Below are 15,900 nucleotides of genomic sequence, written 5' to 3'. Positions count from 1 at the left end.
TAACATGCCAGAATTACCTGAAGTTGAACTCGTAAAAAGAAGTTTAACGTCTTTAATCGGTTTAGAGATTAAAGACGTCGTATTATCACAAACTGTAATTAACGGCCATAAAAACAACCGACTCACAATTGTTAAGGAAAACATTGATGATTTTTTAAAAGTAAGAAATTCTAAAATCATCAATATAAAACGTCGTGGTAAATATATGTACTTTGAACTTATTAATGATGATGAGATGTTTTACATGATCAGTCATCTCGGAATGAGTGGTGGATTTTTTATCGTCGATCATTTAGATGAGATTACTGAAACGAATTATAAAAAACATTGGCACGTTCAGTTTAAGTTAAGTAGTGGACAGATATTAGTCTATTCAGACATTCGACGTTTCGGTGAAATACGGACAATCAAAAATTTCGATGATTTTTTACCGTTTAAAAATATGGCGCCTGAATATACAGAAGAAACTGCAAAGAATTATTTCGTTGAAACGCTAAAATCTAAACGTTATGAAAACTCATATATAAAAGCGATTATAATGGATTCTAAAATTATTCCAGGTGTTGGTAATATATATGCGTCTGAAGCATTATATAGAAGTGGTATTTTACCAACGAGACGTGTTAAAAATATTTCTAGAAAAAGATTAGAGCTATTATTCGATAAAATTGTTGAAGTGTTTGAGTTATCGTTAAATGCTGGTGGTTCAACGATTTCAGATTATAGAAGCACGTCTGGAGAATCTGGAAATATGCAGACGAAATTCACTGTTTATGGTCAGAAGTATTGTCCGCTTGGTCATGAAATTAAAACGAAAGTAATTGGCCAACGAAATACGTATTATTGTACAAAGTGTCAGAGGTGATTGCATGTATAAAAAAATTGGACTAACGGGTGGAATTGCAAGCGGTAAAAGTGCCGTTAGTAACTATTTAAAAGATAAAGGCTACACCGTACTCGATGCTGATATATACGCAAGAAACGTACTAAACAAAGGAACTGAAGGACTTAAAAAGGTTGTTGAACATTTTGGTGAAGACGTATTAGAAGATGACGGGACATTAAATCGTAAAAAGCTTGGTGACATCGTATTTAATGACAAGGATGAACTTGCTGTTTTAAATAATATTACACATCCAATAATTAGACGAGACATGGATAGAGATGCTGAAAAGTATATTAAAGACGGTCATGTATTCTCAGATATACCATTATTATACGAAAATAAATTAGAAGATCAGTTTGACTTTGTCATTGTCGTCTACGTTGATACAGAGACTCAAATTAAAAGATTAATGAAAAGAAATGATTATACGGTAGAAGAAGCGAAAGCAAGAATTAAGTCACAATTATCTTTATCTAAAAAGAAAGAAAACGCAGACGTTGTGTTAGATAACCGTGGCAGTTTAGATGAACTTTATAGAGAGATTGATGAATTACTTGAACAACTATAACGTTCATGTGCTATAATGAACTTGAATAAATTCTAGGAGAGATTATAACTATGACAAATGTAGCGATTAACGGTTTAGGAAGAATTGGTAGACAAGTATTTCGTATCGTTCACGACTTTGATACGTTAAATCTCGTAGCAGTAAACGCAAGTTATGATGCTGAAGACTTAGCTCACTTACTTAACTACGACACAACTCACGGTAAATGGGAGAAAACTGTTGAGGTTAAAGATAACGATACTTTAGTTGTTGACGGCAAAGAAATCAAAATTACTAGAGACCGTAATCCAGAAAACTTACCTTGGAAAGATTTAGGTGTAGACATCGTGTTTGAAGCAACAGGTGCTTTCAACCATGGAGATACTGCATCTAAACATTTAACAGCTGGAGCAAAAAAAGTTGTATTAACTGGTCCATCTAAAGGTGGAGACGTACAAACAATCGTTTTAGGCGTTAACGACAAAGATTTAGATGTTGAAAAATATGATGTATTCTCAAATGCTTCATGTACAACAAACTGCTTAGCACCGGTTGCGAAAGTATTAAATGATTCATTTGGTATTGATAAAGGTTTAGTGACAACTGTTCACGCATACACTTCAGACCAAAAAATCTTAGACAATCCGCACAAAGATTTACGTCGTGCGCGTTCAGCAGCTCAAAACATTGTACCAACATCAACAGGAGCTGCAAAAGCAACAGCATTAGTATTACCAGAATTAGAAGGTAAATTAGATGGTATGGCGCTACGTGTTCCAACTGATAACGTGTCATTAGTTGACTTAGTTGTAGACTTAAACAAAAATGTTACTAAAGAAGAAGTAAACGAAGCACTTAGAAACGCTGCAGAAGGTGAATTAAAAGGTATTCTTGGAATTTCTGATGCACCATTAGTTTCAAGTGACTTTAATACAAATCCACACTCATCAACTATTGATAGTGATTTAACAATGGTAATTGGTGATAACCAAGTAAAAGTACTTTCTTGGTACGACAACGAGTGGGGTTACTCAACACGTACAGTAGAGTTAGTTGAACGTGTTGCGAAAGAACTTTAATTAATTTTTGAAGTGAATTATACTCTCTATAAGGATGACTTATAGAGAGTTTTTTTAATTAAATGTTAAATGGTATATCATGTTATAATTATGAAAAAAGCTAGGTGATTGTATGCGTTGTCCAAATTGTAAACACGAAAACACAAAAGTAATCGACTCACGTCACGCAGATGATATGACAAGTATAAGACGTCGTCGTGAGTGTGAAGCGTGCAACTCTAGATTTACGACATTTGAACGAATAGAATTATCGCCACTTGTCGTTATTAAAAAAGATAATACACGTGAAAAATTCGATAGAGATAAAATACTCGATGGTTTAATGAAGTCTTGTGAAAAACGACCGATTAGTTATCTTGAAGTAGAAAAATGTGTCGAACGTATTGAAAAGAAAATTAGAAATACAAACAATAACGAAGTATCTTCTAATGATATTGGAGAAATTGTGATGGAAGAATTGATGAACTTAGACCAAGTCGCTTACGTACGATTTGCGAGTGTGTATAGAGAATTCACAGATATTAACCAGTTAATGGATGCATTAAAACATCTTGATAAAGGTGAAACAATTGAGTAATTCTCGTTTAACACCACGTACAGAATTTCTTGTTCACAATAAAGAGATTTTAAGTGAAACTGAACGTATAATGTTAAATGATATTTATATGCCGATGATTGGTAGTATTTCAGCGTCTATTTACATTTATCTTCATGATTCTAGTAGAAAATTTAAACCGCTTGAAGTACGTATGCATAGCGAATTTATTGATGAAATGAACATGACATTATCAACATTCAGTGAAGAAATTGAAAAACTTGAAGCGGTCGGACTTGTGAAAACATATGTCAGTAATGATTCACACGTTGACCAATTAATATATGAAGTAAAACGACCGTTAGACGCTGAACATTTTTTTAATGATCCAATGTTAAGTATGTATTTATTTACAAAAATCGGTAGTACATCATTTAACAAAAAGCGTGAGTACTGGAAATATCCATCTCTTCCACAAAATATTACGAACGTCAGTCGGAAATTTACAGAAGTGTTCTCTAACTTCTCATTACAACCATTAAATATTCGTGAAGATTCTTATCACGGCAAAAATAAGAGTGACGGTAGCTACGTTGAGCTTGATGACTTTGACTTTGAAGTATTATTTACACATTTAAAAGGCACATTTGTCGACCGTAAATTTTTCACAAAGACAGTGAGAGAAAATATCGTAAAACTCGCTGAACTATTTTCATTAAACGCATACGATATGAAATCTGTAGTTATAAAAGCAACTGATAAAACAAAAGGTATTGATTTAAATATTTTAAGACGCGCAGCACTAGATTATTATCGCTACGAAAAAGAAGCTGAACCTACTAAAGTAAACGTTGAAACGATTGAAAAAGTAGAAAGTAAAGATGAGGAAAAAGCGGACTATTTTTCACAACTTGATAAGATTAGTCCTGTTACGAGAATTAGACAATTAAGAAACAATAACCCTTCAAGAAATGATGAAATATTAGTAACGAGACTCGTCACCGAAACAGGTTTGAATAACGGTGTAATTAACATTTTACTCGAGTATGCATTACTTCAAAAAGATGGGCAATTATATGATAACTACGTATTTAAGATTGCTCGAGACTGGGAGAGTAAAGGATACCAAACAGCTGAAGAAGCAAAAAATGCAGCACGTTCATTTTATAAAAATCAGTCGAAGAAAAAATATAATAACTATAAAGTGAATCGACAAGCTGTTGAACCAAAATGGTTTACTGAAAGTACTAAAGAAAAAGAACACACAGAAAAACGAGTAACTAAAAAACAGTCCGCTTCAATTAAAGATGCGATTGACCGTTTTAGAAAGTTGTAGGTGATACTAATGAAGTCGTTTGATGATATGTTAAAAAACAGCGAAATTCTTAACAAATTAAATAAGAGAAATGAAGCAGTTTACAATGAAATTATAAATTCAAGTAAATTCAAACAGTTCGAAGCAGACACTGAAGAAACAATTACTAAAAAAATGATTGAAGATGAAATATTAATTATTAAAAAGTTTATCGATCAAAATACTGAGTGTGTGACAGATAAAAAAGGAAACTGTGTATCTCATCCGGACGGGTATTTAATTAACTTAGAAGTGAGAAATGGTACAATTAACCATTATTTAACACCGTGCCCAGTGAAACTTGAACAAGACCGATATAAAGAAAAGCAAAAATTAATTCAAAGTTTTTTCATTGCTCAAGATATTGTTGATGCAAAGTTTGATGATTTAGAAATCGTTGAAGGATCAAACCGTGAAACAGTGATTCATAAGTCGATTGAGACCATTCATAATATTGTGAGTGGAAATGATTATAAGGGCATGTACATTCATGGTAAATTTGGTGTCGGGAAGTCATTTTTCTTAGGAAGTTTTGCGAATGAGTTAAAAGAGAAAAACATTGCTTCTATGATCATTTATGTTCCCGAACTCCTTCAAGAACTCCGTGCAGGGTTTAAAGATCATTCGAGTGATGAGAGAATTCGTGCACTAAAAGAAGCGGATGTTTTAATGCTTGATGACTTAGGTGCAGAAGATATTACAGCTTGGAGTAGAGATACGGTACTTACACCAATTTTACAAAGCCGTATGGCTGAAAAACGTCCAACGTTTATTAGTTCAAATTATAGTATCGATCAATTAGTCGAGTTATATTCTCACACAAAAGATGGTACTATCGATAATATCAAAGCGACGCGAATGGTAGAAAGAATTCGGGTATTAACGTATGAAGTAGAGTTAATTGGACCCAATTACCGCCACGAATAGTTTGCAACATATATAAAATATTGTATAATAATAAGAGATAAATCATTAATAAATCCAAAGGACAAAGCTTTTTTGTTTTATTTATAGAGAGTGCATGTTTGGTGAAAATGCATATTAAAACTCTAAAGTTACTACCTTGAATGATGATGGCTTAATCGCTATACGTTTTGGAGCGTTATATCCTATTGTCTGAGGCAAATTTTTTAAATTTGTAAATCAGGGTGGTAACACGGTGTTTAAGTCGTCCCTATATTTAGGGGCGACTTTTTTTAATTTTTAAAACAATTATGGAGGAATAGATATGTCAGATGTTAAAGTGAAAATTAAATTTCCAGATGGTAGTGAAAAAGAATTCGATAGTGGCATTACCGCAGAGGAAATTGCTGGGTCAATTAGTCCAGGTTTAAAAAAAGCATCAGTCGCTGCGAAATTAAACGGAGATATGTACGATTTAGAAAGACCAATCGTAAATGATGCTGAAATTGAATTGTTTACAGATAAATCAGAAGAAGGATTAGAAGTGATGCGTCACTCAACAGCACACTTACTTGCTCACGCATTAACTCGTCTTTATAAAGATGTAAAATTCGGAGTCGGTCCAGTCATTGAGGGCGGATTTTACTATGACTTTGATATGGATGAAAGTCTTTCTTCTGAAGACTTCCCTAAAATCGAACGTGAAATGAAACAAATCATCGATGAAAATATTCCTATCGAGCGTCGCGTATTATCTAGAGATGAAGCAAAAGAATTATTTAAAGATGACGAATATAAACTTGAGTTAATCGATGCGATTCCTGAAGATGAACTCGTTACTGTATATACTCAAGACGATTTCACAGATTTATGTCGCGGTGTACACGTACCGAGAACGTCTAAAATTAAAGAGTTTAAATTGTTATCAATTGCTGGAGCATATTGGCGCGGAGATTCTGATAACAAAATGCTACAACGTATTTACGGTACAGCATTCTTTAAAAAGAAAGATTTAGAAGAACACTTAAAAATGTTAGAAGAAAGAAAAGAGCGTGACCACAGAAGAATTGGACGTGAAATGAAAATTTTCGATACGTCACAACTCGTTGGTGCAGGTCTACCGTTCTGGTTACCAAACGGTGCGACAATTCGTCGTGAAATTGAGCGTTATATTGTCGATAAAGAAGTAGCGCTTGGTTATGACCACGTATATACTCCAATTTTAGCAAACAGTGATTTATATAAAACAAGTGGACACTGGGATCACTATCAAGACGATATGTTCCCACCAATGAAAGTCGGTAATGAAGAATTAGTTCTTCGCCCAATGAACTGTCCACACCATATGATGGTCTATAAAAACGAAAGACATTCATACCGTGAACTTCCAATTCGTATCGCAGAATTAGGAATGATGCACCGCTATGAAGCGTCAGGAGCAGTGTCAGGGTTACAACGTGTAAGAGGAATGGTCTTAAACGACGCACACGTATTCGTACGTCCAGATCAAATTAAAGAAGAAATTAAACGTGTACTTCATTTAATTGAAGAAGTTTACAAAGACTTTAATATTGAAAATTATTCATTTAGATTAAGTTATCGTGATCCAGAAAACACTGAGAAATACTTTGATGACGACGAAATGTGGCAAATGGCTGAAAAAATGCTAAAAGAAGCGGCAGATGACTTAGAACTAGAATATGTTGAAGCAGTCGATGAAGCGGCGTTTTATGGACCAAAAATTGACGTTCAAGTTAAAACAGCATCAGGTATTGAAGAAACACTATCAACAGTTCAGCTTGACTTCTTATTACCAGAGCGTTTTGACCTCACTTATATTGGTGAAGACGGTCAAAATCATCGTCCAGTTGTAATTCACCGTGGTGTTGTTGGAACGATGGAACGTTTTGTTGCATTCTTAATTGAAGAATATAAAGGTGCATTCCCATTATGGTTAGCACCAGAGCAAGTTCAAATTATTCCGGTTAACTTAGATTTACATTATGATTATGCACGAGAAATTTTAGATGAAATGAAATCATACGGAATTCGCGCAGACATTGATACACGTGATGAAAAACTAGGTTATAAAATAAGAGATGCGCAAACTCGTAAAGTCCCTTACCAAGTTGTCGTTGGTGACAAAGAAGTTGAAGCAAAAGAAGTAAACGTTCGTAAATATGGAGAGAAAGAACAAAATAGTTACGAAAAAGAAGACTTCTTATACAAACTTGTCGATGAAATTCGTCTAAAAAAATAATCGGCGGGTGATTATATGACCTATTATTCAAAATACGGCAGTAAATTCATTCGGTACAACATTTTATTATTCGTTGTACCGACTGTTATTATACTTTTACTCGGAATGTTTCGAGATATTTCGTTATATCGAATTTCTGTATCGATATTACTCATTATCATTATCGTACTAGTGAATACATTTAAACCTGTAAAATATGTGTTTACTGATCATCAATTGATTATTCATAACGGGATTAAAAAATCAAAAATTTATTATGATGCAATTACACATGTCGAATTGACAGAGGATATTATCGTCGGTGGAAATAAAGCAGCAAAAAGTGAAGACGCGATACAAATTGATTACACAGGTGGCGTTTATGATAACGTAAAAGTTTCACCGAGAGAAAAAGAAGCATTTTTAAAAGAGTTAAAGAAAAAAGCAGTCAAAGCGAAATTTAATTTATAAAAATATTTGACTTATATTAAAACTTAGTATATAGTTATAAGAGTTGAATTGAACGGACAAGTTGAAGCTCCCGCTTCACACCCTAAGCCTAAGGTAAAAGGGTTTTTCGGGACTGGACACATTAGTGTCTATTTCAGAGAGCGGGTGTAGCTATGCACTCGCTCTTTTTTGTTCGTTAAATTTTTGGAGGTGTCAACAATAGCAAAAGACCAAGCAATTATTAATAATCGTATTCGTGCAAAAGAAGTTCGATTAATCAGCCAAAATGGCGAACAGCTCGGTATTAAGTCTAAAAAAGAAGCGCTAGAAATGGCAGAGAGAGTAGATCTTGACCTCGTTTTAGTTGCGCCAAATGCGAAACCACCTGTTGCGCGTATTATGGACTACGGTAAGTACAAATATGAGCAACAGAAAAAAGAGAGAGAAGCACGTAAAAAACAACGTGTCATTAACGTTAAAGAAATACGTCTTTCTCCAACAATTGAAGAACACGACTTTAACACTAAAGCAAATCAAGCGAAGAAGTTCTTATCTAAAGGTGATAAAGTTAAAGCTTCAATTCGTTTCAGAGGCCGTGCAATTACACATAAAGACATCGGAAGAGATGTACTTGTTAAATTTGCTGAAGCGCTTAAAGAAGAAGGAGAAATTGAGGTTCGTCCAAAAATGGAAGGGCGCTCTATGTTCCTTGTTTTAGCACCTAAAAAAGAAAAATAATACTTGATTTTGGAGGAAATTTATCATGCCTAAAATGAAAACTCATAAAGGTTACAAAAAACGTGTTAAGAAAACAGCAGCTGGTAATTTCAAACGCTCACAAGCGTTCACTAGCCACTTAATGGCAAACAAAACTAAAAAACAAAAGCGTAAACTTCGTCAACCAGCATTAGTTGCGAAATCAGACGCTAAAAGACTAAAACATTTACTCGCTAGAGCTGGTAAATAATTCATTAAGGAGGAACAATAATGGCTCGTGTAAAAAGAGGATTAACTACTCACAAAAGACGTAAAAGATTATTAAAACAATCAAAAGGCTACTTCGGTGCCAAAGGTAATTTATATAGAGTTGCTAAGCAACAAGTAATTAAATCAGGTCAGTATGCATACCGTGACCGTAAAAATAGAAAACGTGAATTCCGTAAATTATGGATTGCACGTATTAACGCAGCTGCACGTCAACACGACATCAGCTATAGCCGTTTAATGAACGGACTTAAACTTGCAGGTATCGAAATGAACCGTAAGATGCTTTCTGAAATCGCAATTAACGATGAAAAAGCATTCGAAGAATTAGTAAACAAAGCAAAAGATGCTTTAAAATAATTTAACGATCCACATTGATTCATTCAATGTGGATTTTTTTATATATAATATAATAATATGCTAAAATAAAGTTTATATAAGAAAGGGGATACATATGGATAAGCAATTACAATTATTAAAATCACTGACAGATGTGAATGGAATTTCTGGTTTTGAATATGATGTTAAAAAATTAATGAAAGAATATTTAACTCCAGTATCAGATGAAATTATTGAAGATAACTTAGGTAGTGTATTCGGTAAGAAAAAAGGTAACGGATCGCGTACGATTTTAATCGGTGGTCACTTAGACGAAATCGGATTTATGGTCACTCAAATTGATGACAAAGGATTCATTAAATTTACACCAATCGGCGGTTGGTGGAGCCAGGTGATTTTATCACAAAAAATGACACTTGTTACTGATAACGGTGAATACATTGGTGTCGTTGGTTCTACACCGCCTCATATGTTATCACCTGAAGCACGAAATAAAACCGTTGATATTAAAGATATGTATTTAGATATCGGAGTTAAAGATAAAGAAGAAGCAGAATCACTTGGGGTTAAACCTGGTGACATGATCGTGCCGTATACTGAATTTACTGAGATGGCAAACAAGGATTACGTTTTAGCAAAAGCATTTGACAATAGATTTGGTTGTGCATTATCTGTTGAAGTGTTAAACGAGTTAAAGAATGAAGAAATAGATGTTAACTTAGTGAGTGGTGCAACTGTTCAAGAAGAGGTTGGACTACGTGGTGCACAGACTGCTGCACATAAAGTGAATCCAGATCTCGCGATTGCGATTGATGTTGGTATCGCAACAGATACTCCAGGACTTCAAACAAGTGACGGTGTAGGAGTACTTGGAGATGGTCCACTACTCGTCATTTTAGACGCGACAAATATCGGTCACGTAGGATTTAGAAAACATGTTCAAAAGCTTGCTGAAGAAAAAGGAATCGACGTACAACTTCAAGCAATTCCTGGTGGTGGAACAGATGCTGGGCGCTTCCATACTGTGCATGATGGTGTACCATCACTTGCGATTGGTGTGCCATTAAGATATATGCACTCAAACGTTAGTATTATGCACCGTGATGACTTTAAAAACGCTGTTAAACTTGTCGTTGAGATTGTAAAATCATTAAACGATGAAGTCGTTGACGAAATTAAATGGTAATTACATCTAAAGATAATAAGCGTATTAAAGCTGTACGCAAACTGTTGACGAAAAAAGGGCGTCTAAAAGCCAATCAATTTTTAATTGAAGGCGAACATTTAATTGAAGAAGCGCTGAAGTGGAATGCAAATATATTAGAGTTATTTGTATTAGAAAATAGTGAGTTTAACTTTGATTTAAAAACGACAGTTGTGACTAAAAACGTTATGAAGTCACTCTCAACACTTGTTACACCACCTGGTATTATCGCAGTAGTTGAAATGAACACTCAAACTGTCGATAGTAATCGAATTCTCGCTTTAGACGGTGTTCAAGATCCTGGAAATCTCGGAACTTTAATTCGAACAGCTGATGCGTTTAACTTTAAGCGTATATTAATTGGAAAAGACACTGTTGATCCGTATAGTGATAAAGTTCTACGTAGTAGTCAAGGCAGTCACTTTCACGTATCGATTGAAGATACGGATTTAATCGGAGCCATTAACAATTTCGACGGAATTGTATTAACGACAGACCTTCAAGGAGAACCTCTAAACAAAAACAAAATCACTGGTCCAATAATGATTGTTCTTGGTAATGAAGGACAAGGTGTAAGTGATGACGTATTAAGTCATGCAAACTACAAAGTAAAAATCGATATGCCAGGTCATGCAGAAAGTTTAAACGTTTCTGTTGCTGGTGGAATTTTAATGCATCAGTATAGCCTTTAAGTTTTTTAAAAAATATTGTATAATTTACTTAATTAAATAATAACTTCAAGTGAAGTAGGCATAAATGACAACATTAGTATGACCAGAGAGTGAATACATCGGTGGAAGTATTCTCATACTATAGTCAGGGTTCACCTAGCAGATGAAGTTAAAGGGTCATTTCCTTATAAAATGAGAGTGCCTGTTTAACAGGAATTTAGGTGGTACCACGGAACTCCGTCCTATTTATTTGGACGGAGTTTTTATATGCAAAAAATTATAATGAGGTGAATGAATTGAACCATAAAGACATTGATATGGATGCGATTAAAGAAAAATTTGAATCGCTATTTAAAGATGTAAATGATCGTAAACAACTCGACGATTTACGAGTAAAGTTTTTAGGTAAAAAAGGAACTGTTACGACGTTAATGCAACATATGAAAGAAATCCCAAATGAAGATAAAAAAGATTTCGGTCAGCGTGTAAACAAGTTACGTCAGTCGATTCAAGAAAGAATTGAAAATGGAATTGAAGAAATTGAAGCAAGATTATTAAAAGAAAAGTTAGAGCGTGAAACGATCGACGTGACGTTACCTGGTAGACAACGTCCAATTGGTGGTAAACACCCGCTTCAACATATTATCGACAGTATCGAGGATATTTTTGTTGGGCTTGGATATGAAGTGTATGAAGGTTATGAAGTTGAAAGTGACTATTATAACTTTGAAGCATTAAACCTACCAAAAACACATCCAGCACGCGACATGCAAGATTCGTTTTACATATCAAACGAAACGTTACTGCGTACGCACACTTCACCAGTACAAGCACGTGTATTAAATGCAGCAAATGGTGAAGGACCAATTAAAATTATTTGTCCTGGTAAAGTGTATCGCCGTGATAGTGACGATGCAACACATTCACATCAATTTACTCAAATCGAAGGACTTGTAGTTGACAAAAACGTATCACTTGCAGATTTAAAAGGAACGTTAGAGTTATTTTTAAAAGAAATTTTCGGTCAAGACCGTGAAATTCGTTTACGTCCAAGTTACTTTCCGTTCACTGAACCAAGTGTTGAAGTAGACGTATCATGTTTTAAATGTGGCGGTAAAGGATGCAACGTATGTAAACAATCTGGATGGATAGAAATACTTGGTGCTGGTATGGTGCACCCGAACGTATTAGAAATGGCAGGGTTTGACAGTAATGAGTATAGTGGCTTTGCGTTTGGTATGGGTCCAGACCGTATTGCAATGTTATATTACGGTATTGAAGACATCCGTCATATGTACACAAACAATTTAAATTTCTTAGAACAGTTTAAATATATTGAAGAAAGAGGGGTTAAACATGAAAGTATCTAAAGAGTGGTTAGATCAGTTTATCCCGCTAGATGTTTCAAAACACGAATTAAGTGAAACAATTACAAGAAGCGGTATTGAAGTTGATGATATTATCGACTATACAGAAACAGTGAAAGATGTCGTCGTTGGTTACGTTAAAGAGTGTGATAAGCACCCTGATGCTGACAAATTAAACGTTACAAAAGTGGATATTGGCGACGACACAGTACAGATCGTATGTGGTGCACCAAATATTCAAGCAGATACTTACGTGATTGTTGCTAAAGTAGGTGGAGAGATTCCTGGACTTAAACTCCGTAAAGCAAAACTTCGTGGTGTAGAGTCTGAAGGAATGATTTGTAGTTTAGAAGAACTAGGTATTCCAAAAGATTTAAGCCCGAAAGAATTTGAAGATGGAATCTTTATCTTTACTGAAACTGACAATATTGCACCAGGTCAAAATGCGTTAGAGGCACTGTACTTAAATGATTATGTATTAGAGTATGACTTAACACCGAATAGAAAAGATGCATTATCAATGATTGGTAGTGCGTACGAAGCACGTGCGTTATTTGGTGGAGAAGTCACTGAACCAGATCAGTCGTTTAATGAAACGAGTGACACGTCTCTACTATCAGTTTCGATTGATGATGAAGAGAGTGTACAATATTACGGTGCGCGTATCGTTAAAAATGTAACAATTAAACCAAGTCCTTTATGGATGCAAATTCGTTTAATTAAAGCAGGTATTCGTCCAATTAATAACGTCGTAGACATTTCAAACTACGTATTACTTGAATTTGGTCAACCAATTCATATGTTTGATTATGATAAAATCGGTAGCACAAAAATTGTGACGCGCCATGCTAAAAACGGTGAAAAAATGACGACTCTAGATGGTAAAGAGCGTGAGTTACTAGATACAGATATCGTCGTTACTAATGGTAAAGAACCAGTCGCTTTAGCTGGAGTTATGGGTGGAGACTTTTCTGAAGTTAAAAATGATACAAAAAATGTCGTAATTGAATCTGCACTTTTTGATCCAGTGAGTATTCGTAAAACTGCGTCACGTTTAAACTTACGTAGTGAAGCATCACAACGTTTTGAAAAGGGAGTATCACACGTATTCGTATTAAAAGCACTAAACCGTGCCGCACACTTACTTGAAAAGTATGCAGGTGGTGAAGTTGAAGCACAACTTTTATCTGACGGAACGTTAAATCTTGAGGATACTATAATTCATACATCAGTGAGCTTCTTAAATAAGAGACTTGGTTTAGAGTTATCTTCTAAAGAAGTGAAAGATATATTAGAACATCTCGGAATAAAAGCTGAAGGTGACGATGAACTAACGTGCTACATTCCGTCTAGAAGAGATGACCTAAAAATTCAAGAAGATATTTCTGAAGAAGTTGCGAGAATTTACGGTTACGATAATATTCCGTCAACGTTACCTAAATATAGTAAGATTACACCAGGTCAGTTAACAGACGCTCAAGTTAAAACGAGAAGTATGCGTGAGTTGCTGATGTCTAACGGTTTTAGTCAAGCGATTAACTATGCATTAACAAGCGAAGAAAATATTGGTAAATTTACGACATTAAATGAAGGACTTAAGCTTAATATGCCAATGAGTGAAATGCATTCTGTATTAAGAACAAGTCTGATCCCGCATCTTGTAGATAACGCAGTTTACAATAAAAACCGTATGCAAGAACGTATTGAGTTGTTTGAAATCGGGAATATATTTAAAACGAATGGTCAAACCGAATTACCAGATGAAATTCAAAAACTCGCAGTACTTTCAACAGGAAAAGTCAATGATACGAAGTGGTTAAATACGAGTCATGAACCTGACTTTTATCATATAAAAGGTATTATTGAAGCTATTTTTACAGAGTTTAACTTATTAAAAGATGTTCGTTTTGAAGCAACTACTGACTACGAAGAACTTCACCCAGGTCGTAGTGCACATATTTATCTAAACGATGTGAATATCGGTGTCATTGGTGAACTCCACCCGACATATAGTAAAGCACATGACTTAGGTCAAACGACAGTGGCTGAAATTGATTTAGAACATGTATTAGATAAGAGTGAATCTATCATATACGAACCGATTGTTAAATTCCCTTCAATTTCTAGAGACGTTGCTTTAGAAGTTCCTAGAGATGTAACATCACAATCGATTATTGACCTCATTTGGTCATTACGTCCAAACTACTTAGTCGAAGTATATCCATTTGATGTTTATGAAGGTGAACATATCGACAATGATAAAAAATCAATTGCATTACACTTAATTTATCAAAATAAAGAGGATACACTTAAAGACAGTGACGTTAAAGAAGCACATGAACCAGTGTTAGAAAGATTTGAAGAAGAAGGATTTACAATCCGCGAGTAAAAAGAGGCATAATTGCCTCTTTTTTCAATAATTGAATTAGAATTGTTGTGAATACGCACACTGTTCAGTATAATTAAAATAAATTTAAATGAATTATTGAAAGAAAAAGAGAGATTACTATGAACAATAAAAAGAATAGAGTATCTGTAAAAATTTACAATAGTGAATACACTTTAGTTGGTTCAAACGATAAAGAATATTTAGAGTATGTTGCTGATGCGGTAGATGATAAGTTGTGTGAAGTTGCGCGTATGAATGCTGGACTTGACCTACATCGTAAGGCAGTATTAACATGCGTGAATTTAATGGATGAGTATATTCAGCTCGAAGAAAAGTATGATAAAGTATTAAAAGAACTAAAAGAGCTAAAGGAGTAGTCTATGACACTACTTATATTAATACTTATTATCCTAAGTGGAATCGTCGGTTTTAGACGTGGCGGATTATTACAGTTATTACACTTTCTTGGCACAGTATCAGCATTGGTAATCGCAAGACTGAACTATGAAACGCTCGGAAATAAACTAGAATTAATCATGCCATATCCGTCGAGTGTATCTGAAGTAGAGAATGTCGTTTTACCAACTATTCAAGATTTAGAACAAGCATATTACTATATGTCTGCTTTTTTATTCATTTTTATCGTCTCTAAATTAATTATTCAAATCATCGTTAGCGTATTTGACTTTGTCAATCAAATTATATTTGAGAGAAAGCGTAGTAAAATTATCGGTACGATTATTGGAGTAATTGAATGTGTTTATGTACTCGCAGTTATTATGTTCTTTTTAGCAACAGTACCGTCTACCGGTTTACAAGAAGAAATCTCAAATTCTCAACTAGCAACGTTTATAATGGATCATACGCTAATTATTTCTGACAAGTTAAAAGACTGGTCACAAATATAATTTAAATAGGGCCAGAAGGCCCTATTTTTTATGGAGGAAAAAGTT

17 protein-coding genes and 1 other annotated feature are annotated in these 15,900 nt (G+C 34.5%); all 17 genes read left to right on the top strand.

Annotated elements, in window-relative coordinates; genetic code table 11:
* Positions 1-4: 4 nt before the first annotated feature.
* The 17 genes from mutM (at position 5) to KPF49_RS04740 (ending at position 15,855) form a co-directional block, all read left to right on the top strand.
* The gene (mutM, locus tag KPF49_RS04820) at positions 5-865 is read left to right on the top strand and encodes a bifunctional DNA-formamidopyrimidine glycosylase/DNA-(apurinic or apyrimidinic site) lyase (RefSeq protein ID WP_183672731.1); all 861 of its coding nucleotides are present in this window, start codon (positions 5-7) and stop codon (positions 863-865) included.
* A gap of 4 nt (positions 866-869) precedes the next feature.
* Positions 870-1,454 carry a dephospho-CoA kinase gene (coaE, locus tag KPF49_RS04815; RefSeq protein WP_183672732.1) on the top strand — a complete coding sequence of 195 codons (585 nt, stop codon included), beginning with the start codon at positions 870-872 and terminating at the stop codon, positions 1,452-1,454.
* A gap of 50 nt (positions 1,455-1,504) precedes the next feature.
* Positions 1,505-2,512, top strand: a complete 1,008-nt coding sequence (gene gap, locus KPF49_RS04810; RefSeq protein ID WP_183672733.1) for a type I glyceraldehyde-3-phosphate dehydrogenase — start codon at positions 1,505-1,507, stop codon at positions 2,510-2,512.
* Positions 2,513-2,624: 112 nt separating this feature from the next.
* The gene (gene nrdR, locus KPF49_RS04805) at positions 2,625-3,089 is read left to right on the top strand and encodes a transcriptional regulator NrdR (RefSeq protein ID WP_183672734.1); all 465 of its coding nucleotides are present in this window, start codon (positions 2,625-2,627) and stop codon (positions 3,087-3,089) included.
* Complete coding sequence (locus tag KPF49_RS04800) at positions 3,082-4,383, top strand: replication initiation and membrane attachment family protein (protein WP_183672735.1); 1,302 nt, start codon at positions 3,082-3,084, stop codon at positions 4,381-4,383. Before nrdR ends, KPF49_RS04800 begins: the two co-directional genes overlap by 8 nt.
* Before the next feature lie 9 nt (positions 4,384-4,392).
* Positions 4,393-5,328 carry a primosomal protein DnaI gene (dnaI, locus tag KPF49_RS04795; protein WP_183672736.1) on the top strand — a complete coding sequence of 312 codons (936 nt, stop codon included), beginning with the start codon at positions 4,393-4,395 and terminating at the stop codon, positions 5,326-5,328.
* Positions 5,329-5,629: 301 nt separating this feature from the next.
* Positions 5,630-7,564 carry a threonine--tRNA ligase gene (thrS, locus tag KPF49_RS04790; protein WP_183672737.1) on the top strand — a complete coding sequence of 645 codons (1,935 nt, stop codon included), beginning with the start codon at positions 5,630-5,632 and terminating at the stop codon, positions 7,562-7,564.
* Positions 7,565-7,579: 15 nt separating this feature from the next.
* The gene (locus KPF49_RS04785) at positions 7,580-8,014 is read left to right on the top strand and encodes a PH domain-containing protein (RefSeq protein ID WP_183672738.1); all 435 of its coding nucleotides are present in this window, start codon (positions 7,580-7,582) and stop codon (positions 8,012-8,014) included.
* Between the two features lie 52 nt (positions 8,015-8,066).
* Positions 8,067-8,190: a sequence feature (ribosomal protein L20 leader region), on the top strand.
* Positions 8,191-8,203: 13 nt separating this feature from the next.
* The gene (infC, locus tag KPF49_RS04780) at positions 8,204-8,731 is read left to right on the top strand and encodes a translation initiation factor IF-3 (RefSeq protein WP_183672739.1); all 528 of its coding nucleotides are present in this window, start codon (positions 8,204-8,206) and stop codon (positions 8,729-8,731) included.
* 25 nt (positions 8,732-8,756) lie between these two features.
* A complete protein-coding gene (rpmI, locus tag KPF49_RS04775) occupies positions 8,757-8,960 on the top strand; it encodes a 50S ribosomal protein L35 (protein ID WP_183672740.1) in 204 nt (67 codons plus the stop codon).
* 20 nt (positions 8,961-8,980) lie between these two features.
* Positions 8,981-9,337 carry a 50S ribosomal protein L20 gene (gene rplT, locus KPF49_RS04770; RefSeq protein ID WP_183672741.1) on the top strand — a complete coding sequence of 119 codons (357 nt, stop codon included), beginning with the start codon at positions 8,981-8,983 and terminating at the stop codon, positions 9,335-9,337.
* A gap of 94 nt (positions 9,338-9,431) precedes the next feature.
* Positions 9,432-10,502 carry a M42 family metallopeptidase gene (locus KPF49_RS04765; RefSeq protein WP_183672742.1) on the top strand — a complete coding sequence of 357 codons (1,071 nt, stop codon included), beginning with the start codon at positions 9,432-9,434 and terminating at the stop codon, positions 10,500-10,502.
* Positions 10,496-11,212, top strand: a complete 717-nt coding sequence (locus tag KPF49_RS04760; RefSeq protein ID WP_183672743.1) for a TrmH family RNA methyltransferase — start codon at positions 10,496-10,498, stop codon at positions 11,210-11,212. Before KPF49_RS04765 ends, KPF49_RS04760 begins: the two co-directional genes overlap by 7 nt.
* A gap of 296 nt (positions 11,213-11,508) precedes the next feature.
* Complete coding sequence (gene pheS, locus KPF49_RS04755) at positions 11,509-12,561, top strand: phenylalanine--tRNA ligase subunit alpha (protein ID WP_183672829.1); 1,053 nt, start codon at positions 11,509-11,511, stop codon at positions 12,559-12,561.
* Positions 12,548-14,947: a phenylalanine--tRNA ligase subunit beta gene (pheT, locus tag KPF49_RS04750; protein WP_183672744.1), complete on the top strand. Its 2,400-nt coding sequence runs from the start codon at positions 12,548-12,550 to the stop codon at positions 14,945-14,947. The genes pheS and pheT overlap by 14 nt, the downstream gene beginning before the upstream one ends.
* Before the next feature lie 119 nt (positions 14,948-15,066).
* Entirely contained in the window at positions 15,067-15,324 is a 258-nt protein-coding gene (gene zapA / locus KPF49_RS04745; RefSeq protein WP_183672745.1) for a cell division protein ZapA, read from the top strand.
* A gap of 3 nt (positions 15,325-15,327) precedes the next feature.
* Entirely contained in the window at positions 15,328-15,855 is a 528-nt protein-coding gene (locus KPF49_RS04740; protein WP_183672746.1) for a CvpA family protein, read from the top strand.
* The last annotated feature ends 45 nt before the right edge of the window (positions 15,856-15,900 follow it).

It is taken from the genome of Nosocomiicoccus ampullae, from assembly GCF_019357495.1.
GTDB lineage: Bacteria > Bacillota > Bacilli > Staphylococcales > Salinicoccaceae > Nosocomiicoccus > Nosocomiicoccus ampullae.
Note: the sequence above shows the minus strand (reverse complement) of the source record. Positions and strands in the feature narration are given on the sequence as shown.

Excerpts from the sequence above, each read along its gene's own strand:
- coaE (WP_183672732.1), top strand. The coding sequence starts at position 870 with ATGTATAAAAAAATTGGACTAACGGGTGGAATTGCAAGCGGTAAAAGT.
- gap (WP_183672733.1), top strand. The coding sequence starts at position 1,505 with ATGACAAATGTAGCGATTAACGGTTTAGGAAGAATTGGTAGACAAGTA.
- pheT (WP_183672744.1), top strand. The coding sequence starts at position 12,548 with ATGAAAGTATCTAAAGAGTGGTTAGATCAGTTTATCCCGCTAGATGTT.
- KPF49_RS04760 (WP_183672743.1), top strand. The coding sequence starts at position 10,496 with ATGGTAATTACATCTAAAGATAATAAGCGTATTAAAGCTGTACGCAAA.
- thrS (WP_183672737.1), top strand. The coding sequence starts at position 5,630 with ATGTCAGATGTTAAAGTGAAAATTAAATTTCCAGATGGTAGTGAAAAA.
- pheS (WP_183672829.1), top strand. The coding sequence starts at position 11,509 with ATGGATGCGATTAAAGAAAAATTTGAATCGCTATTTAAAGATGTAAAT.
- nrdR (WP_183672734.1), top strand. The coding sequence starts at position 2,625 with ATGCGTTGTCCAAATTGTAAACACGAAAACACAAAAGTAATCGACTCA.
- dnaI (WP_183672736.1), top strand. The coding sequence starts at position 4,393 with ATGAAGTCGTTTGATGATATGTTAAAAAACAGCGAAATTCTTAACAAA.
- zapA (WP_183672745.1), top strand. The coding sequence starts at position 15,067 with ATGAACAATAAAAAGAATAGAGTATCTGTAAAAATTTACAATAGTGAA.
- KPF49_RS04785 (WP_183672738.1), top strand. The coding sequence starts at position 7,580 with ATGACCTATTATTCAAAATACGGCAGTAAATTCATTCGGTACAACATT.
- KPF49_RS04765 (WP_183672742.1), top strand. The coding sequence starts at position 9,432 with ATGGATAAGCAATTACAATTATTAAAATCACTGACAGATGTGAATGGA.
- rplT (WP_183672741.1), top strand. The coding sequence starts at position 8,981 with ATGGCTCGTGTAAAAAGAGGATTAACTACTCACAAAAGACGTAAAAGA.
- mutM (WP_183672731.1), top strand. The coding sequence starts at position 5 with ATGCCAGAATTACCTGAAGTTGAACTCGTAAAAAGAAGTTTAACGTCT.
- rpmI (WP_183672740.1), top strand. The coding sequence starts at position 8,757 with ATGCCTAAAATGAAAACTCATAAAGGTTACAAAAAACGTGTTAAGAAA.
- KPF49_RS04740 (WP_183672746.1), top strand. The coding sequence starts at position 15,328 with ATGACACTACTTATATTAATACTTATTATCCTAAGTGGAATCGTCGGT.